The following is a 24,011-nucleotide window of genomic DNA, read 5'->3' on the forward strand; positions in this document are numbered from 1 at the left end:
AGGGGGAACTTAAGGTGAACATTCTCGGATACTTCCAGAAGGTGGGTAAGGCGCTTATGGTGCCGGTTGCCACACTTCCTGCAGCAGCAATACTCATGGGTATTGGCTACTGGATCGACCCAAATGGCTGGGGCGCAAACAGTGCACTTGCTGCATTTCTTATTAAAGCTGGTGCAGCGATCATTGACAATATGTCAGTATTGTTCGCTGTTGGTGTTGCTTACGGAATGTCTAAAGACAAAGATGGCGCCGCTGCACTTTCAGGTTTCGTGGGCTTCTTAGTTGTCACAACGCTTTTGGCCCCTGGTGCAGTATCACAAATTCAAGGCATTGACCCAAGTGAAGTACCTGCTGCATTTGGTAAAATCAATAACCAGTTCGTCGGTATCTTGGTTGGTATTGTTTCTGCTGAGTTGTACAACCGTTTTTCTCACGTAGAGCTGCACAAAGCACTGGCGTTTTTCTCTGGCAAGCGTCTTGTACCGATCCTAACGTCTTTTGCTGGTATCGTTATTGCGTTCATCCTGATGTACGTTTGGCCATCAGTTTACGGCGGTCTGGTAAGTTTTGGTGAAAGCATTCAAGGTATGGGTGAAGCAGGTGCAGGTGTTTACGCATTCTTCAACCGTCTTCTAATTCCTGTTGGTCTGCACCATGCACTAAACTCAGTGTTCTGGTTTGATGTTGCTGGTATTAATGACATTCCAAACTTCCTTGGCGGTGCGAAATCATTAGCTGAAGGCACGGCAACGGTTGGTGTTACGGGGATGTACCAAGCGGGCTTCTTCCCAATCATGATGTTTGGTTTACCAGGCGCTGCTCTAGCGATGTACCATACTGCGAAATCAAAGAATAAAGAGAAAGTGGCATCTATCATGATTGCAGCTGCGTTTGCTTCATTCTTTACAGGTGTAACAGAACCACTTGAATTTGCATTCATGTTCCTTGCTCCAGGACTGTACGTTCTTCACGCAGCGCTGACTGGTCTATCAGTTTATATCGCGGCATCAATGCAGTGGATTGCAGGTTTCGGTTTCTCTGCTGGTTTAGTCGACTTAGTATTGTCGACTCGTAACCCGCTAGCGGTAAATTGGTACATGCTCATTGTACAAGGTCTTGGTTTCTTTGCGGTTTACTACTTCGTGTTCCGTACCGTGATTGTTAAGTTTGGCCTTAAAACACCGGGACGTGAAGATGATGAAGAAGCTTCATCTAACGTGGCTGGATCAAGCAATTCTTCAGAGCTTGCTCGTCAGTACTTGAAAGCACTTGGCGGTCATGACAACCTAAGTTCTATCGATGCCTGTATTACTCGTTTGCGCCTTTCTGTGAAAGATATGAGCGTTATCAATGAGAAAACTCTGAAAGATCTTGGAGCTATGGGAGTTGTGAAGCTAGGTACAAACAACCTACAAGTTATTCTTGGTCCACTAGCAGAGATTGTTGCTGGTGAGATGAAGAATGTATCTAAAGATGAAGACTTAAGTGGTGTTCAGCTACCAGCTTAACTGTTTAATAGTGGTGTGATTGTTTGTTATTGGTATTGCAAACAATTGATACTACAACATCGCAAAAGGCCTCCGCAGGAGGCCTTTTTTCGTTTAGGCCCTTTGAATCTGCTTTGCTTTCACGCTAACTCGATAAATATTGTCGTTTTAGAGCGAGTTCTTGTTGTCTAATTGCTTAGAATTGTGGATCATTAGGAACAATGTACTCTGTGAAACCATACTTGGATACAGGGTTCCGTTTTCTCTGACAATACTAATATTTTTGAGGTGCTATAGATGAGTGAAGCTGATGCTCGTCCATCAAACTTTATTCGCCAGATCATTGATAAAGATCTAGCGGATGGTAAACACACTAGCGTGCATACTCGATTCCCGCCGGAGCCAAATGGCTACCTGCATATCGGTCATGCTAAGTCTATCTGTTTGAACTTCGGTATTGCTCAGGACTACCAGGGTCAATGTAATCTGCGTTTCGACGATACAAACCCTGAAAAAGAAGACATCGAATACGTTGAGTCTATCAAGAAAGATGTAAACTGGTTGGGCTTTGAGTGGAGTGGTGAAGTATGTTACTCATCAAACTACTTCGATAAGCTTTACGAATATGCAATTGAATTGATTAACAAAGGCTTAGCGTACGTAGATGAGCTAAGTCCAGAGCAAATTCGTGAATACCGCGGCACACTAAAGGCGCCAGGTAAACCAAGTCCATACCGTGACCGTTCTGTTGAAGAGAACTTGGCGTTGTTTGAAAAAATGCGCGCTGGTGAATTTGAAGAAGGTAAAGCGTGTCTTCGTGCTAAAATCGACATGGGTTCTTCATTCATGGTCATGCGCGATCCAGTTTTATACCGTGTGCGTTTTGCTACGCACCACCAAACTGGTGATAAGTGGTGCATTTACCCAATGTACGACTTTACGCACTGTATTTCTGATGCATTAGAAGGCATTACGCACTCTATTTGTACGCTTGAATTCATGGATAACCGTCGTCTGTACGATTGGGTTCTAGACAACATCACGATCGAAAGCCGTCCACATCAATACGAGTTCAGTCGTTTAAACCTTGAATACACAGTGATGTCTAAGCGTAAGCTTAACCAGCTAGTTACTGAAAAACTGGTTAATGGTTGGGATGATCCACGTATGCCGACTGTCTCAGGTCTGCGTCGTCGTGGCTTCACACCTGCATCTATTCGTGAGTTTTGTAAGCGTATTGGTGTAACGAAGCAAGAAAATATGATCGAGTTTAGTTCATTAGAATCTTGTATTCGTGATGACCTAAACGAGAACGCTCCGCGTGCAATGGCTGTACTGGATCCTGTTAAAGTTGTTATCGAAAACTTTGAAGCAGGCGCAGTAGAAAACTTGACAGTTGCCAACCACCCAAATAAACCTGAAATGGGCGTGCGTGAAGTGCCATTCTCGCGTGAATTGTGGATTGAGCGTGAAGACTTCCGTGAAGAAGCGAACAAAAAGTACAAGCGTTTAGTGCTAGGTAAAGAAGTTCGTTTACGTGGTGCTTACGTGATCAAAGCTGAGCGCGTTGAAAAAGATGCCGAAGGCAACATCACAACGATCTTCTGTTCTTACGATGCAGATACGCTAGGTAAAAACCCAGCAGATGGTCGTAAAGTGAAAGGCGTTATTCATTGGGTGTCAGCTGATAAAGCTCTTCCAGCGGAAATTCGTCTGTACGATCGTTTATTTACGGTGCCAAACCCAGGCGCAGCGGAAGATTTTGCTTCTACTATCAACCCTGAATCATTAGTTGTGATCAATGGCTTTGTCGAGCCTAGCCTAGCTTCTGCAGAAGCAGAAAAAGGTTATCAGTTTGAACGTATGGGTTACTTCTGTGCAGACTCGAAAGACTCTTCAGCAGATAATCTAGTATTCAACCGCACGGTTGGTCTACGTGATACCTGGGCAAAAATTGAGAATCAATAATCTCGATTAATGCTGAGAGTGATGAAAAATGCCAGCACAAACGCTGGCATTTTTTATACCTAATCCCACAGAGTGCTATACAGATGTGCAAAACTGTGGATAAAAAAGATGGGCGTTTAGTAACTGTTGTTCTGTAACCAAAGTACTGACTTCTAAGGTACTGACTTCTAGAAACAAAAAACGCCAGCATGTGCTGACGTTTACTTTTTAAATTAACAAACCCTTATTTTTTCGGTTTGTGTGCATCTGGATTGTCTTTACAGCCACCATCGCTACACTTGCCGTACAAGTATAAGCTGTGGTTTGTTAGTGTAACATTGTACTTAGCTGCAATCTCTTTTTGACGTTCTTCGATAAGATCGTCAGAAAATTCAATTACCTCACCACAGTCTAGGCACACTAGGTGGTCGTGGTGATGTTGAGTCGATAATTCGAAGACTGACTTTCCACCTTCAAAGTGGTGACGAGTTACAATACCAGCATCGTCGAACTGGTTTAGAACTCGGTAAACAGTTGCTAGGCCAATTTCTTCACCTAGATCAATCAACTTTTTGTACAAATCTTCAGCACTGATGTGCTGGCAGTCTGGCTGCTGAAGTACTTCTAGAATTTTTAGCCTCGGAAGGGTTACTTTTAAACCCGCATCCTTCAGCGCCTGATTATTATCTGACATATACTTTCCCGTTGGATCATCTGCAGCGATTTAACAGAATTCAATCTTCCTACCATTATAGGATAAGCGTTCGGAACATTAAACCACGAACTTCAAAGGGTTAATAGAATCTTTTTGTAAATTAGAAACAGGTCCATTATATTACAGCTCTGACCAGTTACAATTGTGTAACATTAAGCTTGGAGAGGGCAGGGATAGCGATGAATAGGCGACTAGCGAAGATATACAAACCAGGAATTGTAAAGTTCGCACTCAATATTTGGCCTCCTTTTTGGGGGGCGGGTATTAAAATCTTACATATTTCTCAAGACTTCCGTACTGTAAAGGTACGTTTAAAGCTTCGCTGGTGGAATAAAAATGCCAATCGCACCCAATATGGCGGCAGTATTTTCTCTTTAACTGATCCTATTTACTCGTTGATGCTGATGGGGATTCTACGAGAGGAATATTATGTGTGGGATAAAGAGGCAAGCATTAACTTTATTAAGCCGGGGCAAAGTGATTTGTTTGCAGAATTTGAGGTCACTGAAGGGATGCTGGAAAACATTTATCAAATGACACGGAATGGAGAAAAGTGTTTTCCTGAGTTTATTACTCATGTAAAAGATAAACAGGGGAATGTGGTTTCAGAGGTTCAACGCAAGCTTTATGTAAGAAAGAAACCTCAGTATCGCGAAGAGGAAGTACTTACCGATGCTGTGTGACAATACATACAAAAAGACCTCCAAGTGGAGGTCTTTGCATCATTCAATTTGATTAGCCTTCTAGCTCAGCTAAACACATCTCTTCATAGATCTGTTTAACCCAGCTTTCAACACGCTCGTCAGTCAATTCTGGTTGGCGGTCTTCATCAATACATAGACCTACGAATTGGCTTTCGTCACCTTCAACAAGTGCTTTAGACGCTTCAAATTCGTAGCCTTCTGTCGAGGTATGGCCAAGAATTGTGCCGCCTTTAGATTCAACGATATCACGGACTGTGCCCATCGCGTCACAGAAGTATTCTGCGTAGTCTTCTTGGTCGCCACAGCCAAAGATAGCCACTAGCTTAGTAGAGAAGTCGATTTGCTCAAGTTCAGGGAAGAAGTCATCCCAATCACATTGTGCTTCGCCGTAGTACCAAGTTGGGATACCTAGAAGAAGAAGATCGAAGTTATCAATGTCTTCTTTGCTGCTTTTCGCGATGTCTTGAACGTGAACCAGATGTTTACCTAGTTGCTTTTGAATCATCTTTGCAACGGCTTCAGTATTACCTGTGTCGCTACCGAAGAAGATACCTACACTTGCCATAGAGTCTATACCTTTACATTGTTTGTTATTGGCGATGCCACTAAGGGTTTAACCTAACCCTGAGCCTTCCCAAGTTAGCTGAATTACACCTTTTGCAATAAAGCCAGCACAGCCTAGGAAAAGGACTAACCACACAATACGACGACCAAAAACAGGTACATTGCCTTGCTTTAGCACATCTTTTATCGCCATCCCGATGAAAAAAAAGATAGCAGCAAAAAGAAGATCGAGCCCAATAGACTCGAGCATATCCATATAGTCGTAAAGCATTTTAGCCCTTCATGCCGAAAAATCTTGGGCGCACTATACCACTGTTAAACGGTAAAGTTAATGCACTACAAGAAGGGTTATTTCAATAATCTAGTGTTGCTTTTCGAATTTGTTAACTCGAAATGTATTTTCGAATGACTCTCATTACTTCTGTCGGTTTCTCGGCGTGTAACCAGTGACCAGTGCCAGCGATAATGTGTGCTTTAGCATGGTTAAATTGTCGCTTCACTGCCGGCTGATGTTCTGGCATTAAGTAGTCAGAGTCGCCGCCTTTGATAAATAAAGTTGGGATATCTGTTGGTGTGATTTCTTGCCAGCCAATAATTTGGTCATAATTCTCAAAAAGGCTCGGTACGTTAAACCGCCAATCCATCTTATCGCCATTTTTGTACAGTGATTTAGAGAGAAATTGTCTTACACCATCGAGTTCAATATGTTGAGCTAGGATATCCATGGCTTGCTGTCGATTTGCTGGTTTTTCATTAATAACAGCATGTAAGCCGTTAAAAACATTATCGTGACGGTTCGTAGTGTAGGCAACAGGCGCCATGTCGAGAACGACTAACTTCTTGACTACATTTGGAGCAATGTCCACAAGAGCCATCGCGACTTTTCCGCCCATGGAGTGCCCAATAACAATAGATGGCTCAACGTTTAAGTGCTGAAGGAGCTGAGCCACATCTTTTGCCATATCGGTATAGTTATGGACTTCGGAGTGGAAAGAGAGGCCGTGATTTCTCAGATCAATACTGATCACCGTGTGATCTTTAATAAGATCGCGAGCGAGTAGACCCAGATTACTTAAACTACCAAACAATCCGTGAATCAAAACAACTGTTTGGCCTTGGCCTTCCTGCTTATAGTTGAGTAATGCTGACATTTTATCTTATTCGTGATGGGTTTAACGTGGAGTATCCGCGTGGATCTCGTTATAATCCCCCAGAGTTTAAACATTGAGAATGTGAAAAGCGAATGAAAACAATTGAGGTTGATGAGGATCTATACCGTTATATAGCTAGTCAAACTAAGCATATCGGTGAAAGCGCCTCGGATATTTTGCGACGCCTTTTAAACCTTGATGGTCAGTTGCAGGAAGCTAAAGCCGCGCCTGTAGTAGAGAAGCCACAAGGGATTGTAGTAAGTAAAGATGCGGGTAAAACGGAATCTGTTGATGTAGTGAAAGAAATGCGTTCGCTGCTTATTTCTGATGAGTTTGCCGGTCTAAAAAAAGCGATTGATCGCTTTATGTTGGTATTATCGACCTTACATAAATTGAATCCAGAAGGTTTCGCCCAGGCTACGAATGTAAAAGGACGCAAACGCGTGTACTTTGCAGATAATGAAGAAACCTTGCTAGCAAACGGTAATACGACCAAGCCAAAAGCCATTCCTGGCACACCGTTTTGGGTTATCACGAATAACAATACAAGTCGTAAAAGACAGATGGTTGAACAAGTGATGGCACACATGGGGTTCCAACCTGACTTAATAGAAAAAGTAACAGGTTCAATCTAAGAAACCTGATAGAAGCCTCATAATGCGTCGCAGTGAGCGGATATTATGAGGCTTTTTTAATTTTATTTGTATTTAAAGAAAGGATGTCAAACATGGCTATGCACCCTCGTGCTGGGCAAAAAGCGCAGCAGGAAGATCTTCACAATATCCCAGCACTCGTTGCTAACTACTTCTTACTTCAACCAGACGCGGCAAACGCAGAACACAAAGTTCAATTTGGTACTTCTGGCCACCGCGGTACTGCAGACAAGCACACTTTTAACGAAAACCACATTTTAGCGATCGCTCAAGCGGTAGCAGAAGTTCGTGCTGAGCAAGGCACAATTGGCCCGTTGTTTGTGGGTAAAGACACGCATGCGCTATCTGAGCCTGCTTTCTCAAGTGTGATTGAAGTACTGATTGCAAACGGTGTGAAAGTGATTGTCCAACAAGACAACGGTTACACGCCAACACCGGGTATTTCACACGCGATTCTGACTTACAACATCAAACACGATGAAAAAGCAGACGGTATCGTTATTACCCCATCACATAACCCACCACAAGACGGCGGTATCAAATACAATCCGACACATGGTGGTCCTGCAGAAGCTGAGTTGACTCAAGCTATCGAAGATCGTGCGAACGAATTGATTGCTGAAGGTTTACAAGGTGTTAAACGCCTACCACTAGCAGAAGCAAAAGCATCGGATCTGTTTGTAGAGATGGACTTGGTGAAGCCATACATCGATGACCTGGTGAACGTTATCGATATGGAAGCAATCCAAAAAGCGAACCTGAAGATTGGTGTAGATCCATTGGGTGGCAGCGGTATCGATTACTGGCGTCAAATTGGTCAGGCATACAACCTAGACCTAACGCTAGTAAGTGAATCGATCGATCCTTCTTTCCAATTCATGTCGCTAGATAAAGACGGCGTTGTGCGTATGGACTGTTCTTCTCCTTACGCAATGGCGGGTCTATTGGCACTGAAAGACGAATACGATTTAGCATTTGGTAACGATCCTGACTACGACCGTCACGGTATCGTTACGCCAAAAGGTTTGATGAACCCGAACCACTTCTTAGCCGTTTGTATTGACTACTTGTACCGTCATCGTGACGAGTGGGGTAAAGATGTCGCTGTTGGTAAAACACTAGTTTCAAGTGCGCTGATTGACCGTGTTGTTGCGGATCTAGGTCGTGAGCTATGTGAAGTGCCTGTTGGTTTCAAATGGTTTGTAGACGGTCTGTACACTGGTAAGTTTGGTTTCGGCGGCGAAGAAAGTGCTGGTGCGTCATTCCTTCGTAAAGATGGCACGCCTTGGTCAACAGACAAAGATGGCATCTTGCTATGCCTTCTAGCAGCAGAGATCACTGCGGTAACGGGTAAGAACCCTCAAGATTACTATGAAGAGCTAGCGGCGAAGCACGGTGAGTCGAAGTACAACCGTATTCAAGCTGTAGCAAATGGCCCACAAAAAGACGTATTGAAGAAGTTGTCACCAGAAATGGTTGCGGCTGAAACTCTAGCAGGTGATGCGATCACTGCTCGTCTAACGCATGCACCAGGCAATGGTGCTGCGATTGGCGGCCTTAAAGTAACGACAGCTAACGGTTGGTTCGCTGCTCGTCCATCAGGCACAGAGGACATCTACAAGATTTACTGTGAAAGCTTCAAAGGTGAAGAACATCTGAAACAAATCGAAGCTGAAGCACAAGAGATCGTTAATCAAGTGTTTGCAGCCGCTGGTTTGTAAAACATCCAATGGTCAATGTATCTAGCAAAGGGTTGATGTGAAAACATCAACCCTTTCATGTTTAAGTGCCCCGAACCGCTTTATCTCCGGGCCATGAATCTGGTACCACAAACCAGAATTGACCGTCCTCCGTTTGTGCATGTACAAATCGGTCTGAAGGCTTTTCAATGGGTCGAGATAAATCGTCCATACCAATCGCCCAGCATGGTTTGTGTAAATGATAAAGTGGCTTACCGATTAACTCCCATTGGCTCTGGTAGCACCAGTAACCACTAATCTGACTTGGATTTAGTTCATAACCCAAGCACTCGCTAGGAGTTGGCTCTGGAGTAAACGGATTAATATAGAGTCGTCCTTGCATCAATAGATGCTCTTGTGGGGCGTCGTTTAACGGAATTATTTTTTGAAATTCCGGGCGATCGCTCATTTTCAGCTGATGCGTGAGCATTCTATCCAATTTTACATGTAACTGGTCGTGAGCATTCGGGCCATACCAAATGCCGTTGTAAAGAAGATAAAACTTAATCGCCACTTCCCAATGTTCTATCTGATTTGATTCTGTATTCCTCAACACTAAATCGACAGCACCAATGGTCTTACCTTCCGCGTCGTTTAACTGAATTTCTTCGGCAATAATCTGATATCGTTCTGAATTAGAAAGAGCCGCAGTGCATAGGTGCTGATATAAAAAAACCAGTCTCGGATTACCATTGTATTGTTCTGAGCTATTCAAAGGTTTGACCGAGATATCTTCTAAGGTTGCAAACGGAGGGGTTAACTTGAAAAGCGGAGGTGAAGTGGCGATCCATTGGTAAAAGCGTTGCAGTTGGTTCATCCGTATCCCTAAATTTATGGTGAGGCGACAAGCTTTGTTATTGTAACTAAATTTGCTTTTGAGGGTAGGGTGGCTAGCATCGATATTAGGGTTCGAGATACACTTTAAAGACCTAAATGATATCAAGGTGCCAGATGTCAAAACGTTGTTGTATCAACTAGGTTGCATTCTTTCGTCTGATTCCATCAAGAGGTTATTTAGGTTTACATGCGCTAGAAATTGGAAGTAATAATGAATAACTTAAAGCTAGAACAGATTCTTAATGACAAACTGTCACCGCAGTTAATTAAAGATTACGCACCAAATGGGTTACAGGTAGAAGGGAAATCAGCGGTAAAGCGTGTTATCACTGGCGTAACCGCCTCTCAAGCCTTAATCGATAAAGCGATTGAGCTTAATGCAGACGCATTGCTTGTTCATCATGGCTATTTTTGGAAAGGTGAGCCTGAGCCAATTCGTGGCATGAAAGGTAAACGAATTCGTAGTCTGATCAAAAACGATATCAACTTATATGGTTATCACCTTCCTCTAGATATTCATCCAGAGCTAGGCAACAACGCTGAATTAGCTCGCTTACTTGAAATCGAAGTAGAAGGTGGGCTTGAAGGGCACCCTCAGTCAGTTGTTATGTTTGGGCGCTTGAAAAAGCCGATGTCTGGTGTTGAATTTGCGAGTAAGATCAACCAAGTTCTTGATAGAGAGCCTCTGCATATCGCTCCAGAGAATACCGATAAGATGATTGAGACAGTCGGCTGGTGCACTGGTGGAGGGCAGGATTTCATTGAACTTGCTGTACAGCACGGGCTGGATGCATTTATCTCTGGAGAAATTTCAGAGCGCACCACTTATACCGCTCGTGAAATGGACATTCATTACTTTGCTGCAGGTCATCATGCTACTGAGCGTTATGGTGTTCAGGCCTTAGGCAAATGGCTAGCGGATGAATATGGCCTACATGTGGAGTTTATCGATATTGATAATCCGGTTTAGCGTTCTCCATTAATAACGTTAAACGCAAAAAAGAAAAAAGGGTTGAGACGAAAATCTCAACCCTTTTGTTTGTCTATCTTCGTACTAAAAGATCATTCACGTTCGTGAAGTGGAGAAAACTCACGTTGTGTTTCGCCAGTGTATAGCTGACGAGGACGACCGATGCGGTTCAGTGGATCGCTGTGCATTTCGTTCCAGTGAGCAATCCAGCCGATGGTACGAGAAATCGCGAAGATAACCGTAAACATAGAAACTGGAATACCAATCGCTTTAAGAATGATACCTGAGTAGAAGTCTACGTTCGGGTACAGCTTCTTAGACACGAAGTACTCATCAGAAAGCGCAATGCGCTCAAGTTCCATTGCAACGTCTAGCAGAGGGTCTTGAATGTTTAGCTCTTTGAGAACTTCATGACACGTTTCGCGCATTACTGTCGCACGTGGGTCGTAGTTCTTGTAAACGCGGTGACCAAAGCCCATTAAGCGGAATGGGTCATCTTTGTCTTTCGCGCGGTCTACATATTCAGGGATGTTATCGACGCTGCCAATCTCTTCTAGCATTCTCAAGCAGGCTTCGTTTGCACCACCGTGAGCAGGTCCCCAAAGGGATGCAATACCAGCGGCAATACATGCAAATGGGTTCGCACCAGAAGAGCCAGCTAGGCGTACAGTTGATGTCGACGCATTCTGTTCGTGATCCGCGTGTAGAGTGAAAATCTTATCCATCGCACGGGCAACCACAGGATTTACTTCATACTCTTCGCAAGGGTTTGCGAACATCATATGCAAGAAGTTCTCAGCGTAGCTAAGGTCGTTACGAGGGTAAATAAATGGCTGACCGATAGAGTATTTGTAACACATCGCCGCCAGTGTTGGCATTTTTGACAGCAGACGGTACGCTGCAATTTCGCGGTGTTCGTCGTTGTTAATGTCAAGAGAGTCGTGATAGAAGGCTGCAAGTGCTCCAACTACACCACACATTACCGCCATTGGGTGTGCATCGCGTCGGAAGCCATGGAAAAAGCTTGCGATTTGCTCGTGTACCATTGTGTGACGAGTAACGGTCGTTTTGAATTGCTCGTATTGTTCTCGGGTAGGGGCTTCACCATAAAGAAGGATGTAACATACTTCTAAGTAATCTGCGTTATTGGCTAATTGATCAATCGGGAAACCGCGGTGCAAAAGAATACCTTTGCCGCCATCGATGTACGTGATTGATGATTCACAAGATGCAGTGGCAAGAAAACCTGGGTCAAAAGTAAAGTAACCATTGGCTCCCAGCTTACGAACGTCAATTACAGGTGTACCTAGCGTACCGTCCATAATTGGCAGTTCGATTGGCGCTTGACCTTCAACATGAAGGGTCGCTTTCTTATCCGCCATAACAATCTCCTTTGTTTATTATTTAATCCGTCCAGGATGTTTATGTGCCATTTTTGTACTGTTGTTAAAGCTTAAAGTCAATTTTTCTCCATCTTTGTGTGCACTTGTTATGATTTTTCTCATGAAAATCGTTAAAAATCTGTTCTATGTAGCATAATTTGTTACACCAATTGTATTAGAATGTTGCTCGCCGTATATTGGCAAAGAAAATTTTAGTTAAATCCTTATAAATTCGGGGCTAGAAACAAAGAGTGAGGTTTGTTGCTGGATTCCGTTTGTTAACAACTTGTTTACAATTATCTGAGTGGTTACTCGCGATATTTGTTAAATAGATGTTAACTTTTGTACGTTTGGAAGCTGAAATTGGTTATAACAATAAATGCTCAATGGAGCTGAGTGAGCAAGCCCGTGAAAGAAAGAAAGTCAAGACCTGTTAATTTAGATCTACAGACCATCCACTTTCCTATCACAGCAATCGCATCCATCCTACACCGTGTGTCTGGGGTAATTACGTTTGTTGCGGTGGGTATATTACTGTGGTTACTATCCATTTCTCTGTCATCCCCAATGGGTTTTATGGAAGCCGCTGACATCGTCGATAGCTTCTTCGTAAAATTCATCCTGTGGGGAATTCTTACTGCACTTGCCTACCACATCGCAGGTGGTATCCGTCACTTATTGATGGATCTAGGTCACTTTGAAGAACTAGATTCAGGCACGATGAGCGCTAAAGTCGCGTTTGGTGCAACAGCAGTATTATCATTATTGGCGGGGATCTTGGTATGGTAAAACACGTATCTTCATTTGGTCGTAATGGTGTACACGATTTCCTACTAATTCGTGCAACTGCAATCATTATGACGCTATACACGATTTATCTGATTAGCTTCTGTGCATTTTCAGATATCTCTTACGCATCTTGGACCCAATTCTTTGGTGGTACCTTCACTAAAGTATTCACCATGTTGGCACTTGTCTCGATCCTGATTCACGCATGGGTTGGTTTGTGGCAGGTATTAACTGATTACATTAAGTGCGCGAAACTACGTGGCGCACTACAACTTGGTGTTATTGCCGTGCTATTCGGCTATGTCTTCTCTGGTCTATTTATTCTGTGGGGTGCGTAAGTGTCTATTCCAGTTCGTGAGTTTGATGCCGTAGTAATCGGCGCTGGTGGTGCAGGTATGCGCGCTGCACTACAAATTTCAGAACAAGGCCTATCATGTGCTTTGTTGTCAAAAGTATTTCCAACACGTTCTCATACTGTGTCTGCACAGGGTGGCATTACTGTTGCTCTGGGTAACTCGCACAAAGACGATTGGCAATGGCACATGTACGATACCGTTAAAGGTTCCGACTACATCGGTGACCAGAACGCGATTGAATACATGTGTAAAAATGGTCCTGAGTCAGTTATCGAGCTTGAAAAAATGGGTCTGCCATTCTCTCGTTTTGATAATGGTACCATCTACCAACGTCCATTCGGTGGTCAATCTAAAGAGTTTGGTGGTGAGCAGGCTGCTCGTACAGCCGCTGCAGCAGACCGTACTGGTCACGCACTTCTTCACACGCTTTACCAGCAAAACGTAAAACACAAAACAACCATCTTCTCGGAGTGGTACGCTTTGGATCTTGTGAAAAACCAAGACGGCGCAATCATGGGTTGTACTGCGATTTGTATGGAAACGGGTGAAATCTGTTACTTCAAATCAAAAGCAACCATTCTAGCTACAGGTGGTGCAGGTCGTATTTACGCATCGACCACTAACGCGCACATCAACACGGGTGATGGCGTTGGTATGGCACTTCGCGCAGGCGTTCCAATGCAAGACATGGAAATGTGGCAGTTCCACCCAACAGGTATTGCTGGCGCGGGTGTTCTAGTGACGGAAGGTTGTCGTGGTGAAGGTGGTTACCTTCTAAATAAAGATGGTGAACGCTTCATGGAGCGCTACGCACCAAACGCGAAAGACCTTGCTGGTCGTGACGTGGTTGCTCGTTCAATGATGATTGAAATCCGTGAAGGCCGCGGCTGTGATGGTCCTTGGGGTCCACATATCAAGTTGAAACTTGATCACCTTGGTAAAGAAGTACTTGAATCACGTCTACCAGGTATCTGTGAACTGTCTCGTACATTTGCACACGTTGACCCTGTGAAAGAGCCAATTCCAGTAATTCCAACTTGTCACTACATGATGGGTGGTGTACCTACTCAAGTCTCTGGCCAAGCAATTAAGCAGAAGGCCGACGGTAGCGAGATGGAAGTACAAGGCCTTTACGCATGTGGTGAGATTGCTTCTGTATCGGTACACGGTGCTAACCGTCTGGGCGGCAACTCATTACTAGACTTGGTCGTATTTGGTCGTGCTACTGGCTTGCACCTTGGCGAAACGCTAGCAGCGCAAGCAGAAGCTCGTCCTGCAACAGAATCTGATATTGAAGCGTCTCTAGCGCGTACTATGCGTTGGGAAAACAGCACTGGTGGTGAAGATCCAGTTCAGATTCGTAAAGACCTACAAGCATGCATGCAAAACAGCTTCTCGGTATTCCGTGAAGGCGATGCGATGGCAACCGGTCTAGAAGAGTTGAAAGTGATTCGCGAACGTTTGAAAGATGCGCATCTAGCGGACAAGTCTTCAGAGTTCAACACGCAGCGTATCGAGTGTCTAGAACTTGATAACCTGATGGAAACCGCGTTTTCAACTGCCGTTGCAGCGAACTACCGTACAGAGAGTCGTGGCGCACATGCTCGTTTCGATTTCCCTGAGCGTGATGATGAGAACTGGCTATGCCACTCTATCTACAATCCGGAAACAGAAGCGATGACTAAGCGTGATGTGAACATGACGCCAACGCATCGTGAAGCTTTCCCGCCGAAAGTACGTACATACTAAAGGGAGGATACGACTATGAAATTAAACTTCTCTTTATACCGTTACAATCCGGATGTGGATACCAAGCCTTACATGAAAGAGTATACCATTGAGGTAGACGAAGGCTCAGACATGATGGTGCTTGATGCATTGATTCTGCTAAAAGAGCAAGATCCAAGCATCGCGTTCCGTCGCTCATGCCGTGAAGGGGTATGTGGTTCTGATGGTTTGAATATGAATGGTAAAAACGGCCTAGCGTGTATCACACCGTTATCTGCTCTACAAGGCGATAAGATAGTTATTCGTCCACTACCAGGGTTACCTGTCGTGCGCGATCTTATCGTTGACATGACGCAGTTCTATGATAACTATGCGAAAGTTAAACCATTCTTGATTGATGATGGTGCATTACCACCATCACGTGAGAACCTACAATCGCCTGATGATCGTGCGCATTTAGATGGATTGTACGAATGTATCATGTGTGCATGTTGTACAACGTCTTGCCCATCATTCTGGTGGAACCCTGATAAATTCATCGGCCCAGCTGGTCTTCTCGCAGCGTACCGTTGGCTAATTGATAGCCGCGATACGGCAACAGATGAACGTTTGTCTGATCTTGATGATGCATTTAGCGTTTTTCGTTGCCATGGCATCATGAATTGTGTAAGTGTTTGTCCTAAGGGATTAAATCCGACGAAAGCCATCGGTCACATTAAGTCGATGTTGGTTAATCGTTCGGTTTAATTTACTCGCTCTTAGGAATGTCGCAGTGTTGCGGATCACCCGATATGACCGCTTCACTGCTTCAGTAATATTCGAGTAAAGAATACAAAAATTGCCGACCGTATTTTTAGTCGGCTCTTATAGCTCGGCAAAGACCGAAGCAAACGTGAAAACTACTGGTTAAGGGAAAATATGCACAACGGCGTGATGAAGGCATGGCTCGAGTCTTCACACTTGGCTGGCGCCAATGCAACGTATGTAGAGGACCTCTACGAACTGTATCTAAGTGATCCCGATCTGGTAAGTGAGGAGTGGAAACGTGTTTTTGAAGGCTTGCCTAAGCCATCAGAAGAAGTGGCAGAACAACCACATTCACGTGTCCGTGACTACTTCCGACGACTCGCTAGAGAAACAAAGCATTACAATGTCCAAGTTAGTGACCCAGATGTCGATGCAAAACAAGTAAAAGTTCTACAGCTAATCAACGCATACCGTTTCCGCGGGCATGAAGCTGCAGAATTAGACCCACTAGGTCTATGGCAACGCCCAACAGTGGCGGAGTTAGACCCTGCTTTTCATAATCTTACCGAAGATGACTTCGAAGAAACTTTCAACGTAGGTTCTTTTGCTGTTGGGCAAGAAACCATGAAGTTGAAAGATATCTATGAAGCCCTCAACAAAACTTATTGCGGTTCCATCGGTGCTGAATACATGCACATGACTGACACAGAGCAAAAGCGTTGGATTCAGCAACGCCTTGAGTCTGTCGTAGGCCAGCCATCATTCAACAAAGATGAGAAGCGCACATTCCTAGAAGAGCTAACAGCCGCTGAAGGTTTGGAGCGTTACCTCGGGGCGAAATTCCCAGGTGCAAAACGTTTCTCTTTAGAAGGTGGTGATGCGCTGATTCCGATGACGAAAGAGTTGATCCGTCATGCGGGTACAAGTGGAATGCGTGAAGTGGTTATCGGTATGGCTCACCGCGGTCGTTTGAACATGCTGGTGAACGTACTTGGTAAGAAACCTCAAGACCTGTTTGATGAGTTCGCAGGTAAACACGACGAAACTTGGGGTACGGGTGATGTGAAATATCACCAAGGTTTCTCTGCTGATTTTGCGACTCCAGGCGGTGATGTTCACTTAGCACTTGCATTTAACCCATCGCACCTAGAAATCGTAAACCCGGTAGTCATGGGCTCAGTTCGAGCACGTCAAGACCGCTTGGGTGATAATCAAGGTAGCAAAGTGCTTCCTATCACCATCCACGGTGATTCAGCAATCGCTGGTCAGGGTGTGGTTGCCGAAACTTTCAACATGTCTCTTGCTCGTGGGTTCCAAGTTGGTGGTACGGTACGTATCGTCATCAACAACCAAGTAGGCTTTACGACGTCTAATCCTCGTGACACGCGTTCTACGATGTACTGTACCGACATCGCGAAGATGGTGCAGGCGCCAATTTTCCATGTAAATGCAGATGACCCTGAAGCAGTTGCTTTTGTTACTCGCATTGCATTGGATTACCGTAACGAGTTCAAGCGCGATGTCGTGATCGATCTTGTATGTTACCGTCGCCACGGTCACAATGAGGCGGATGAGCCAAATGCGACTCAGCCTTTGATGTACCAGAAAATCAAAAAGCATCCTACACCACGCAAATTGTATGCAGATGTTCTGATCGACAAAAATGAGTCAGATATCGAGACAGCGACTCAGTTAGTCAATGAGTATCGCGATGCATTGGATCGCGGTGAAGTGGTTGTTAAAGAATGGCGTCCAATGGCGTTGCACTCTGTAGACTGGTCCCCTTACTTAGGGCACGAATGGGATATGGAGTGGGATTCAAAATACGACAAGACACGCCTTATTGAGCTAGGCAATCGTCTGTGTCAGTACCCAGAAAGCCATAAACTGCAAAGCCGTGTTAATAAGCTATACAACGATCGTCTAGCAATGATGACCGGTGAAAAAGCTATTGACTGGGGTATGGCTGAAACATTGGCGTATGCTACATTGGTTGACGATGGCAAGCGTATTCGTCTTTCTGGTCAGGACTCGGGTCGTGGTACTTTCTTCCACCGTCACTCGGTTCTTCATAACCAAACCGATGCAAGCACTTACATTCCATTAGCGAATATTCATGACAACCAAGGGCCATTCCAAGTCTTTGACTCAGTATTGTCAGAAGAAGCTGTGTTGGCGTTTGAATACGGTTACGCAACAGCCGAACCAGGTGGTTTAACTATCTGGGAAGCACAGTTTGGTGATTTTGCCAACGGTGCACAAGTTGTTATCGACCAGTTTATCTCGTCAGGCGAGCAAAAGTGGGCGCGTTTGTGCGGTCTTACTATGCTTCTACCTCATGGTTATGAAGGTCAAGGTCCTGAGCACTCATCTGCACGTTTAGAGCGTTACCTTCAGCTTTGTGCTGAGCAAAATATGCAGGTTGTGGTTCCTTCAACACCGGCTCAGGTGTACCACATGATTCGTCGTCAGGTTGTACGCCCAATGCGTCGACCTCTCATTGTTATGTCGCCGAAATCTTTGCTGCGCCACCCTCTATGTACTTCAACGATTGAAGACTTGGCGGATGGTACATTCCAATCTGCAATTCCAGAAGTAGATGATTTAGAACCAAGCAAAGTGAAACGTGTCGTGTTCTGTGCTGGTAAGGTTTACTTTGACCTACTAGAGCAGCGCCGTAACAACGAGCAAGACGATGTTGCTATCGTGCGTATTGAACAGCTTTACCCATTCCCAATGGAAGAAGTACAAGCAGCAATTGCTCAATACACTAACGTTGAAGACTTCGTGTGGTGTCAGGAAGAACCTCAGAACCAAGGTGCTTGGTACTGTAGCCAACATAACTTCCGTGCCGCTATTCCTGCAGGTGCAAATCTTAAATACGCAGGTCGCCCAGCTTCTGCTTCGCCAGCAGTTGGCTACATGTCGGTGCACTTGAAACAACAAAAAGCGTTGGTTGAAGACGCTCTGAACGTGAACTCAAAAACTTCGAATTAAGAATTAGAAGTTAAAGGAAGAAACAGATATGACAATTGAAATTCTGGTTCCAGATTTACCTGAATCAGTTGCTGATGCAACCGTAGCGACATGGCACAAACAACCAGGCGACGCAGTAGAGCGTGACGAGGTTTTGGTTGACATCGAAACAGACAAAGTTGTGCTAGAAGTTCCAGCTCCGGAAGCTGGCGTTTTAGAAGCTATTGTTGAAGCAGAAGGTGCGACAGTACTTTCTAAACAAATCATTGCTAAATTGAAGCCAGGCGCAGTTGCAGGTGAACCAACTGCAGACAAAACAGAAGGTACTGAAGCATCTCCTGATAAGCGTCACAAAGCTGCGCTTAGCGAAGAAAGTAATGACGCACTAAGCCCAGCAGTGCGCCGTTTATTGGCTGAACATGGCTTAGAAGCAAGCCAAGTGAAAGGCACTGGTGTTGGTGGTCGTATTACGCGCGAAGATATTGAAGCGCATCTTGCGAACGCTAAATCTGCGTCAAAAGAAGACTCGCCAGCAGTGGTTGACGTGCCGGCAGCGGCTCGCAGTCAGAAACGTGTTCCAATGACTCGCCTTCGTAAGACAGTTGCTAACCGTCTGCTAGAAGCGAAGAACAACACGGCAATGCTAACGACGTTTAACGAAGTGAACATGAAACCAATCATGGACCTTCGTAAGCAGTACAAAGATCAGTTCGAAGAGCGTCACGGTATTCGTTTAGGCTTCATGTCTTTCTACGTGAAAGCAGTAACAGAAGCGCTTAAGCGTTACCCAGAAGTAAATGCTTCGATTGATGGCGATGACATTGTTTACCACAACTACTTCGACATTAGCATGGCGGTATCAACGCCACGTGGTCTAGTTACACCTGTCCTAAAAGACTGTGACAAGCTTGGTTTCGCTGATGTTGAAAAAGGCATCAAAGAGCTGGCTATCAAAGGTCGTGATGGCAAGCTAACGGTAGACGAGCTAATGGGCGGTAACTTCACTATCACAAACGGTGGTGTGTTTGGTTCACTTATGTCTACACCAATCATCAACCCACCTCAATCAGCGATTCTTGGTATGCATAAGATCCAAGAGCGTCCGATGGCAGTGGATGGCAAAGTTGAAATCTTGCCGATGATGTACCTAGCGTTATCTTACGATCACCGCCTAATTGACGGTCGTGAATCAGTTGGTTTCCTAGTAACGATTAAAGAGTTACTAGAGGACCCAGCACGTCTCCTATTAGACGTTTAATATCGCTAAAACGTCTAGTTATCGTAGGTAGCTAGACGTTAAAAATTTCAATGGCTAGACTAGCTCAACGTTTGGCCTTCATTTGAATCCTTCAGTATGAGAACTCATGATGAAGGATTTATTTGAGAAGACCCTACAGACGTACAAGCAGCCAAGACTGCAGCGTTATGGAAATAATAAATCCCTTAAGGGAAAAACAAACGGAATATCGAAATGAATTTGCATGAATACCAAGCCAAACAGCTGTTTGCAGAATTCGGTTTGCCTGTGCCAGAAGGCTACGCGTGTGATACACCACAAGAAGCTTTTGAAGCCGCAGGCCGTATTAGTACAGCCAAGAAAGTAGTTAAATGTCAGGTTCACGCTGGTGGCCGTGGTAAAGCGGGTGGCGTAGAGCTACACGATACAAAAGAAGGCGTTAAAGAGTTTGCACAGAAGTGGTTAGGTAAAAACCTAGTGACTTACCAAACTGACGCTAACGGTCAGCCAGTAACAAAAATCCTTGTTGAAGAAGCTTCAAATATTGCGAACGAACTATACCTAGGTGCGGTAGTTGACCGTGCTAGCCGTAAGATTGTTTTCATGGCTTCTACCGAAGGTGGTGTGGAAATTGAAAAAGTTGCGGAAGAAACGCCGGAACTCATCCACAAAGCAGCAATTGACCCACTAGTAGGTCCACAAGCTTACCAAGGTCGTGAGCTAGCGTTCAAACTTGGTCTTGAAGGCGACCAAATCAAACAATTCGTTAAGATCTTTATGGGTCTTGGCACTATGTTCTCTCAGTACGATCTTGCTCTGCTAGAGATCAACCCACTTGTGATTACTGGCGAAGGCAACTTGCTATGTCTTGACGGTAAGATCAACATCGACTCAAACGCACTGTATCGTCAGCCTAAGCTTCGTGAAATGCACGATCCTTCACAAGAAGATGAGCGTGAAGCACACGCAGCTCAGTGGGAGCTGAACTACGTAGCACTAGACGGTAACGTTGGCTGTATGGTTAACGGTGCAGGCCTAGCAATGGGTACGATGGATATCGTAAACCTACACGGCGGCAAACCAGCTAACTTCTTAGATGTAGGTGGCGGCGCGACGAAAGAGCGTGTTGCTGAAGCATTCAAGATCATCCTATCTGATGACAATGTGAAAGCGGTACTTGTTAACATCTTCGGTGGTATTGTACGTTGTGACATGATCGCAGAAGGTATTATCGGTGCGGTTAAAGAGGTAGGTGTAAGCGTACCTGTTGTTGTTCGTCTTGAAGGTACTAACGCTGACCTAGGTCGCGAAGTTCTTGCTAATTCTGATGTTGATATCATTGCTGCTGAGTCGCTAACTGACGCTGCTCAGAAAGTTGTTGCTGCTGCGGAGGCTAAATAATGTCTGTATTAATTAACAAAGACACTAAAGTAATCTGTCAGGGTTTCACTGGTGGTCAAGGTACTTTCCACTCAGAGCAAGCTATCGCATACGGTACGCAAATGGTTGGTGGTGTGTCTCCAGGTAAAGGCGGCCAAACTCACCTAGGTCTACCTGTATTCAACACAGTACGCGAAGCAGTAGAAGCGACTGGCGCAACAGCGACAGTCATCTACGTACCAGCACCTTTCTGTAAAGATGCAATCCTAGAAGCGATTGACGCGGGTATCGAGCTAATCGTAACGATTACTGAAGGTATCCCTACTACAGATATGATCGACGTAAAAGTGAAGCTAGAAGAAACTGGCGTTCGCATGATCGGTCCTAACTGTCCGGGTGTTATCACTCCTGATGAGTGTAAGATCGGTATCATGCCTGGTCACATTCACAAGAAAGGTAAAGTAGGTATCGTATCTCGTAGCGGTACTCTAACTTACGAAGCAGTCAAACAAACCACTGACGAAGGTTTCGGCCAGTCTACTTGTGTTGGTATCGGTGGTGACCCAATCCCGGGTTCAAACTTCATTGATATCCTAAAACTGTTCCAAGAAGACCCTGAGACAGAAGCGATCGTTATGATCGGTGAGATCGGTGGTACTGCAGAAGAAGAAGCAGCAGCATACATTAAAGAAAATGTAACGAAGCCAGTGGTTTCTTACATTGCTGGTGTAACTGCACCTCCTGGTAAGCGTATGGGCCATGCTGGTGCGATTATCTCTGGTGGTAAAGGTACTGCTGAAGACAAATTTGCTGCACTAGAAGCGGCTGGCGTTAAAACTGTGAAATCTCTAGCAGAGATTGGCCAAGGTCTACGTGAAGTGACGGGTTGGTAATCGACCACACTACTTAATAAGTATTAAAAAGCCTGCGACTTCGCAGGCTTTTCTTTTTCCGTTTCCGTGGGTTTATGTTTGTTGTTAGCAAGGTCTTTCGCGTTTAATGCTCAATGCGATTATGCTTTGCTTTTAATCAGCTGGCTCAGCATAAATAAGGATGTTGCGCTGATCACTACAGAAGGGCCGGCCGGTGTATCGAAGTGCCATGATAGGCTAAGCCCCATCAGTACTGCCACTGAGCCAATAATAGATGCGAACAATGCCATTTGCTCTGGTGATGAAGAGACTTTACGTGCTGTTGCTGCTGGGATAATTAGGAGCGAAGTCATGATCAACGCGCCAACGAACTTCATACCTACTGCGATTACTACACCCACCATTAGCATTAACACCAATCGAACTAAGTCTGTATTCACGCCCTCAACAGCGGCAAGTTCTTCACTAACAGTGCTAGAAAGCAGTGGGCGCCAGAAGACGTACAAACACGCACTCACCGCAACAACACCTGCGTAAATAAACATCAGATCTTGTGGAGAGACGGCAAGTAAGTCCCCAAATAGGTAGCTCATTAAATCGACGCGCACGTTTTCCAAAAAGCTAACCGATACTAAACCGATAGAGAGTGCACTGTGTGCCAAGATACCTAACAACGTGTCTGTAGCCACAAGTTGTTGCTTTTGCAGAGTGACAAGCAAAACGGCCAGAGCTAAACAGCAGACGAGTAGCGCAAGGTAGAGATTTACGTTGAGCAAGAAGCCCAGCGCTAGGCCCATTAACGATGCATGAGCTAGGGTATCTCCGAAGTAAGCCATTTTACGCCAAACGACAAATGACCCAAGTGGACCGGCAATGATCGCGATACCAATACCAGCAAGAATAGAAGGTAGGAGAAACTCAATCATGATGGTGATGTCCGTGTTTATGGTGGGAGCATGATATCGCATCACCGCTTACTGGCGTTCCGGATAAATCGTGATGATGGTGCTCATGGTCGTGATGATAAAACGCGAGAGACTCTCTCGCTGCATTGCCAAATAGTGCGATGTAAGAAGGGTGCTGAGTAATAGTGGCAGGTGAACCTGAGCAGCAAACATGGTGATGCAGACAAATAACATCGTCCGTTTTCGCCATCACTAAATGTAAGTCATGCGATACCATAAATACGCCACAATCAAAGCGGTGACGAATGCTCTCAATTAAGTCATAGAGATCGATTTGACCTTGGATATCCACCCCCTGAGCTGGTTCGTCTAATACCAATAGCTGAGGACGTTGAAGCAGAGCGCGAGCCAGTAACACTCGTTGGTTTTCACCACCGGATAAGCGATGCATATTACTATTAAGTAAATGTTCAGCGCCAACAAGCCGTAATGCATCAATGCACTCCTGCTTACTGTATTTTCCTGCTAAATTTAGAAAGCGGGTTACATTCAATGGAAGGGAGTCATTGAGCTTCAACTTTTGAGGAACGTAACCAATTTTCAGTTTTCTTTGTCGGTTCAACTTGCCGCTAGTTGGCTTTTGAAGACCTAAGATAACTTTGACTAACGTTGATTTTCCCGCTCCATTGGGACCAATTAGGGTAGTTATTTTGCCCTTTTCTAATTCCATACTAATGTTATCGAGAACTCTGCGGCCATCGAACTCGACGCATAACTGCTCAAGATGGACTAAGGAAGACATGAATGAAACTCATTTGCAAATCAATAATGTTATAATGTAACATTATCTCACTTTCCACGCCATATCCCAA

22 protein-coding genes are annotated in these 24,011 nt (G+C 44.8%); 14 read left to right on the forward strand and 8 right to left on the reverse strand.

Features of this window, described 5'->3' with window-relative positions; all coding sequences use genetic code 11:
• Positions 1-14: 14 nt before the first annotated feature.
• A complete protein-coding gene (nagE, locus tag R8O11_RS09530; protein WP_005384985.1) occupies positions 15-1,508 on the forward strand; it encodes an N-acetylglucosamine-specific PTS transporter subunit IIBC in 1,494 nt (497 codons plus the stop codon).
• 276 nt (positions 1,509-1,784) lie between these two features.
• Complete coding sequence (glnS, locus tag R8O11_RS09535; RefSeq protein WP_318194097.1) at positions 1,785-3,455, forward strand: glutamine--tRNA ligase; 1,671 nt, start codon at positions 1,785-1,787, stop codon at positions 3,453-3,455.
• Positions 3,456-3,678: 223 nt separating this feature from the next.
• Here the strand turns inward: glnS and fcrX are convergent, their stop codons facing one another.
• Positions 3,679-4,128, reverse strand: a complete 450-nt coding sequence (fcrX, locus tag R8O11_RS09540) for a ferric iron uptake transcriptional regulator FcrX (RefSeq protein ID WP_005382141.1) — start codon at positions 4,126-4,128, stop codon at positions 3,679-3,681.
• Between the two features lie 200 nt (positions 4,129-4,328).
• On the opposite strand from fcrX, the gene R8O11_RS09545 reads away from it, so the two are divergent.
• Complete coding sequence (locus R8O11_RS09545) at positions 4,329-4,832, forward strand: DUF4442 domain-containing protein (RefSeq protein ID WP_005382144.1); 504 nt, start codon at positions 4,329-4,331, stop codon at positions 4,830-4,832.
• Between the two features lie 52 nt (positions 4,833-4,884).
• Here R8O11_RS09545 and fldA read toward each other — a convergent pair whose 3' ends face one another.
• The 3 genes from fldA to R8O11_RS09560 all read right to left on the reverse strand — a co-directional run bounded on the left by fldA (position 4,885) and on the right by R8O11_RS09560 (position 6,568).
• On the reverse strand, positions 4,885-5,418 hold the full coding sequence (fldA, locus tag R8O11_RS09550) for a flavodoxin FldA (protein WP_005382146.1): 534 nt from the start codon (positions 5,416-5,418) through the stop codon (positions 4,885-4,887).
• Positions 5,419-5,466: 48 nt separating this feature from the next.
• The gene (locus R8O11_RS09555) at positions 5,467-5,688 is read right to left on the reverse strand and encodes a DUF2788 domain-containing protein (RefSeq protein WP_005393038.1); all 222 of its coding nucleotides are present in this window, start codon (positions 5,686-5,688) and stop codon (positions 5,467-5,469) included.
• Positions 5,689-5,800: 112 nt separating this feature from the next.
• Positions 5,801-6,568 carry an alpha/beta fold hydrolase gene (locus R8O11_RS09560; protein ID WP_213871777.1) on the reverse strand — a complete coding sequence of 256 codons (768 nt, stop codon included), beginning with the start codon at positions 6,566-6,568 and terminating at the stop codon, positions 5,801-5,803.
• A 92-nt stretch (positions 6,569-6,660) separates the two neighbouring features.
• Between R8O11_RS09560 and seqA the strand changes: the two genes are divergently transcribed.
• On the forward strand, positions 6,661-7,203 hold the full coding sequence (gene seqA, locus R8O11_RS09565; protein WP_005382149.1) for a replication initiation negative regulator SeqA: 543 nt from the start codon (positions 6,661-6,663) through the stop codon (positions 7,201-7,203).
• 92 nt (positions 7,204-7,295) lie between these two features.
• A complete protein-coding gene (pgm, locus tag R8O11_RS09570) occupies positions 7,296-8,942 on the forward strand; it encodes a phosphoglucomutase (alpha-D-glucose-1,6-bisphosphate-dependent) (protein WP_017634813.1) in 1,647 nt (548 codons plus the stop codon).
• 61 nt (positions 8,943-9,003) lie between these two features.
• Here pgm and R8O11_RS09575 read toward each other — a convergent pair whose 3' ends face one another.
• Positions 9,004-9,777, reverse strand: a complete 774-nt coding sequence (locus R8O11_RS09575) for a DUF1853 family protein (RefSeq protein WP_318194098.1) — start codon at positions 9,775-9,777, stop codon at positions 9,004-9,006.
• A gap of 231 nt (positions 9,778-10,008) precedes the next feature.
• Between R8O11_RS09575 and R8O11_RS09580 the strand changes: the two genes are divergently transcribed.
• Complete coding sequence (locus R8O11_RS09580) at positions 10,009-10,767, forward strand: Nif3-like dinuclear metal center hexameric protein (RefSeq protein WP_033906914.1); 759 nt, start codon at positions 10,009-10,011, stop codon at positions 10,765-10,767.
• A 92-nt stretch (positions 10,768-10,859) separates the two neighbouring features.
• On the opposite strand, the gene R8O11_RS09585 is transcribed toward R8O11_RS09580, so the two are convergent.
• Complete coding sequence (locus tag R8O11_RS09585; RefSeq protein ID WP_005382163.1) at positions 10,860-12,149, reverse strand: citrate synthase; 1,290 nt, start codon at positions 12,147-12,149, stop codon at positions 10,860-10,862.
• A 396-nt stretch (positions 12,150-12,545) separates the two neighbouring features.
• Between R8O11_RS09585 and sdhC the strand changes: the two genes are divergently transcribed.
• The 8 genes from sdhC (at position 12,546) to sucD (ending at position 22,255) form a co-directional block, all read left to right on the forward strand.
• Positions 12,546-12,938 (forward strand): succinate dehydrogenase cytochrome b556 subunit, encoded by a 393-nt coding sequence (sdhC, locus tag R8O11_RS09590; protein WP_017634811.1) that lies wholly within the window; start codon positions 12,546-12,548, stop codon positions 12,936-12,938.
• A complete protein-coding gene (sdhD, locus tag R8O11_RS09595; RefSeq protein ID WP_005382169.1) occupies positions 12,932-13,276 on the forward strand; it encodes a succinate dehydrogenase, hydrophobic membrane anchor protein in 345 nt (114 codons plus the stop codon). The genes sdhC and sdhD overlap by 7 nt, the downstream gene beginning before the upstream one ends.
• On the forward strand, positions 13,277-15,043 hold the full coding sequence (gene sdhA, locus R8O11_RS09600; protein WP_005382172.1) for a succinate dehydrogenase flavoprotein subunit: 1,767 nt from the start codon (positions 13,277-13,279) through the stop codon (positions 15,041-15,043).
• A 15-nt stretch (positions 15,044-15,058) separates the two neighbouring features.
• Positions 15,059-15,769 (forward strand): succinate dehydrogenase iron-sulfur subunit, encoded by a 711-nt coding sequence (locus R8O11_RS09605; protein WP_318194099.1) that lies wholly within the window; start codon positions 15,059-15,061, stop codon positions 15,767-15,769.
• 171 nt (positions 15,770-15,940) lie between these two features.
• Complete coding sequence (gene sucA, locus R8O11_RS09610; protein WP_005382176.1) at positions 15,941-18,766, forward strand: 2-oxoglutarate dehydrogenase E1 component; 2,826 nt, start codon at positions 15,941-15,943, stop codon at positions 18,764-18,766.
• Positions 18,767-18,794: 28 nt separating this feature from the next.
• Entirely contained in the window at positions 18,795-20,003 is a 1,209-nt protein-coding gene (gene odhB, locus R8O11_RS09615; RefSeq protein WP_005382177.1) for a 2-oxoglutarate dehydrogenase complex dihydrolipoyllysine-residue succinyltransferase, read from the forward strand.
• 213 nt (positions 20,004-20,216) lie between these two features.
• Positions 20,217-21,383 (forward strand): ADP-forming succinate--CoA ligase subunit beta, encoded by a 1,167-nt coding sequence (gene sucC, locus R8O11_RS09620; protein ID WP_005382179.1) that lies wholly within the window; start codon positions 20,217-20,219, stop codon positions 21,381-21,383.
• Positions 21,383-22,255, forward strand: coding sequence for a succinate--CoA ligase subunit alpha (sucD, locus tag R8O11_RS09625; RefSeq protein WP_005382181.1), 873 nt, complete (start codon positions 21,383-21,385; stop codon positions 22,253-22,255). Before sucC ends, sucD begins: the two co-directional genes overlap by 1 nt.
• Before the next feature lie 119 nt (positions 22,256-22,374).
• On the opposite strand, the gene znuB is transcribed toward sucD, so the two are convergent.
• Both znuB and znuC read right to left on the reverse strand, forming a co-directional pair.
• A complete protein-coding gene (znuB, locus tag R8O11_RS09630; protein ID WP_005382183.1) occupies positions 22,375-23,160 on the reverse strand; it encodes a zinc ABC transporter permease subunit ZnuB in 786 nt (261 codons plus the stop codon).
• Positions 23,153-23,941 (reverse strand): zinc ABC transporter ATP-binding protein ZnuC, encoded by a 789-nt coding sequence (gene znuC / locus R8O11_RS09635; protein ID WP_017634809.1) that lies wholly within the window; start codon positions 23,939-23,941, stop codon positions 23,153-23,155. The genes znuB and znuC overlap by 8 nt, the downstream gene beginning before the upstream one ends.
• Between the last annotated feature and the right edge of the window lie 70 nt (positions 23,942-24,011).

It is taken from the genome of Vibrio sp. 1288 (assembly GCF_033344475.1).

What these genes read in the sequence shown, in the direction of transcription:
- glnS (WP_318194097.1), top strand. Translation starts at nt 1,785, where the DNA reads ATGAGTGAAGCTGATGCTCGTCCATCAAACTTTATTCGCCAGATCATT.
- fcrX (WP_005382141.1), bottom strand. Translation starts at nt 4,128, where the DNA reads ATGTCAGATAATAATCAGGCGCTGAAGGATGCGGGTTTAAAAGTAACC.
- R8O11_RS09545 (WP_005382144.1), top strand. Translation starts at nt 4,329, where the DNA reads ATGAATAGGCGACTAGCGAAGATATACAAACCAGGAATTGTAAAGTTC.
- fldA (WP_005382146.1), bottom strand. Translation starts at nt 5,418, where the DNA reads ATGGCAAGTGTAGGTATCTTCTTCGGTAGCGACACAGGTAATACTGAA.
- R8O11_RS09555 (WP_005393038.1), bottom strand. Translation starts at nt 5,688, where the DNA reads ATGCTTTACGACTATATGGATATGCTCGAGTCTATTGGGCTCGATCTT.
- R8O11_RS09560 (WP_213871777.1), bottom strand. Translation starts at nt 6,568, where the DNA reads ATGTCAGCATTACTCAACTATAAGCAGGAAGGCCAAGGCCAAACAGTT.
- seqA (WP_005382149.1), top strand. Translation starts at nt 6,661, where the DNA reads ATGAAAACAATTGAGGTTGATGAGGATCTATACCGTTATATAGCTAGT.
- pgm (WP_017634813.1), top strand. Translation starts at nt 7,296, where the DNA reads ATGGCTATGCACCCTCGTGCTGGGCAAAAAGCGCAGCAGGAAGATCTT.
- R8O11_RS09575 (WP_318194098.1), bottom strand. Translation starts at nt 9,777, where the DNA reads ATGAACCAACTGCAACGCTTTTACCAATGGATCGCCACTTCACCTCCG.
- R8O11_RS09580 (WP_033906914.1), top strand. Translation starts at nt 10,009, where the DNA reads ATGAATAACTTAAAGCTAGAACAGATTCTTAATGACAAACTGTCACCG.
- R8O11_RS09585 (WP_005382163.1), bottom strand. Translation starts at nt 12,149, where the DNA reads ATGGCGGATAAGAAAGCGACCCTTCATGTTGAAGGTCAAGCGCCAATC.
- sdhD (WP_005382169.1), top strand. Translation starts at nt 12,932, where the DNA reads ATGGTAAAACACGTATCTTCATTTGGTCGTAATGGTGTACACGATTTC.
- R8O11_RS09605 (WP_318194099.1), top strand. Translation starts at nt 15,059, where the DNA reads ATGAAATTAAACTTCTCTTTATACCGTTACAATCCGGATGTGGATACC.
- sucA (WP_005382176.1), top strand. Translation starts at nt 15,941, where the DNA reads ATGCACAACGGCGTGATGAAGGCATGGCTCGAGTCTTCACACTTGGCT.
- odhB (WP_005382177.1), top strand. Translation starts at nt 18,795, where the DNA reads ATGACAATTGAAATTCTGGTTCCAGATTTACCTGAATCAGTTGCTGAT.
- sucC (WP_005382179.1), top strand. Translation starts at nt 20,217, where the DNA reads ATGAATTTGCATGAATACCAAGCCAAACAGCTGTTTGCAGAATTCGGT.
- sucD (WP_005382181.1), top strand. Translation starts at nt 21,383, where the DNA reads ATGTCTGTATTAATTAACAAAGACACTAAAGTAATCTGTCAGGGTTTC.
- znuB (WP_005382183.1), bottom strand. Translation starts at nt 23,160, where the DNA reads ATGATTGAGTTTCTCCTACCTTCTATTCTTGCTGGTATTGGTATCGCG.
- znuC (WP_017634809.1), bottom strand. Translation starts at nt 23,941, where the DNA reads ATGTCTTCCTTAGTCCATCTTGAGCAGTTATGCGTCGAGTTCGATGGC.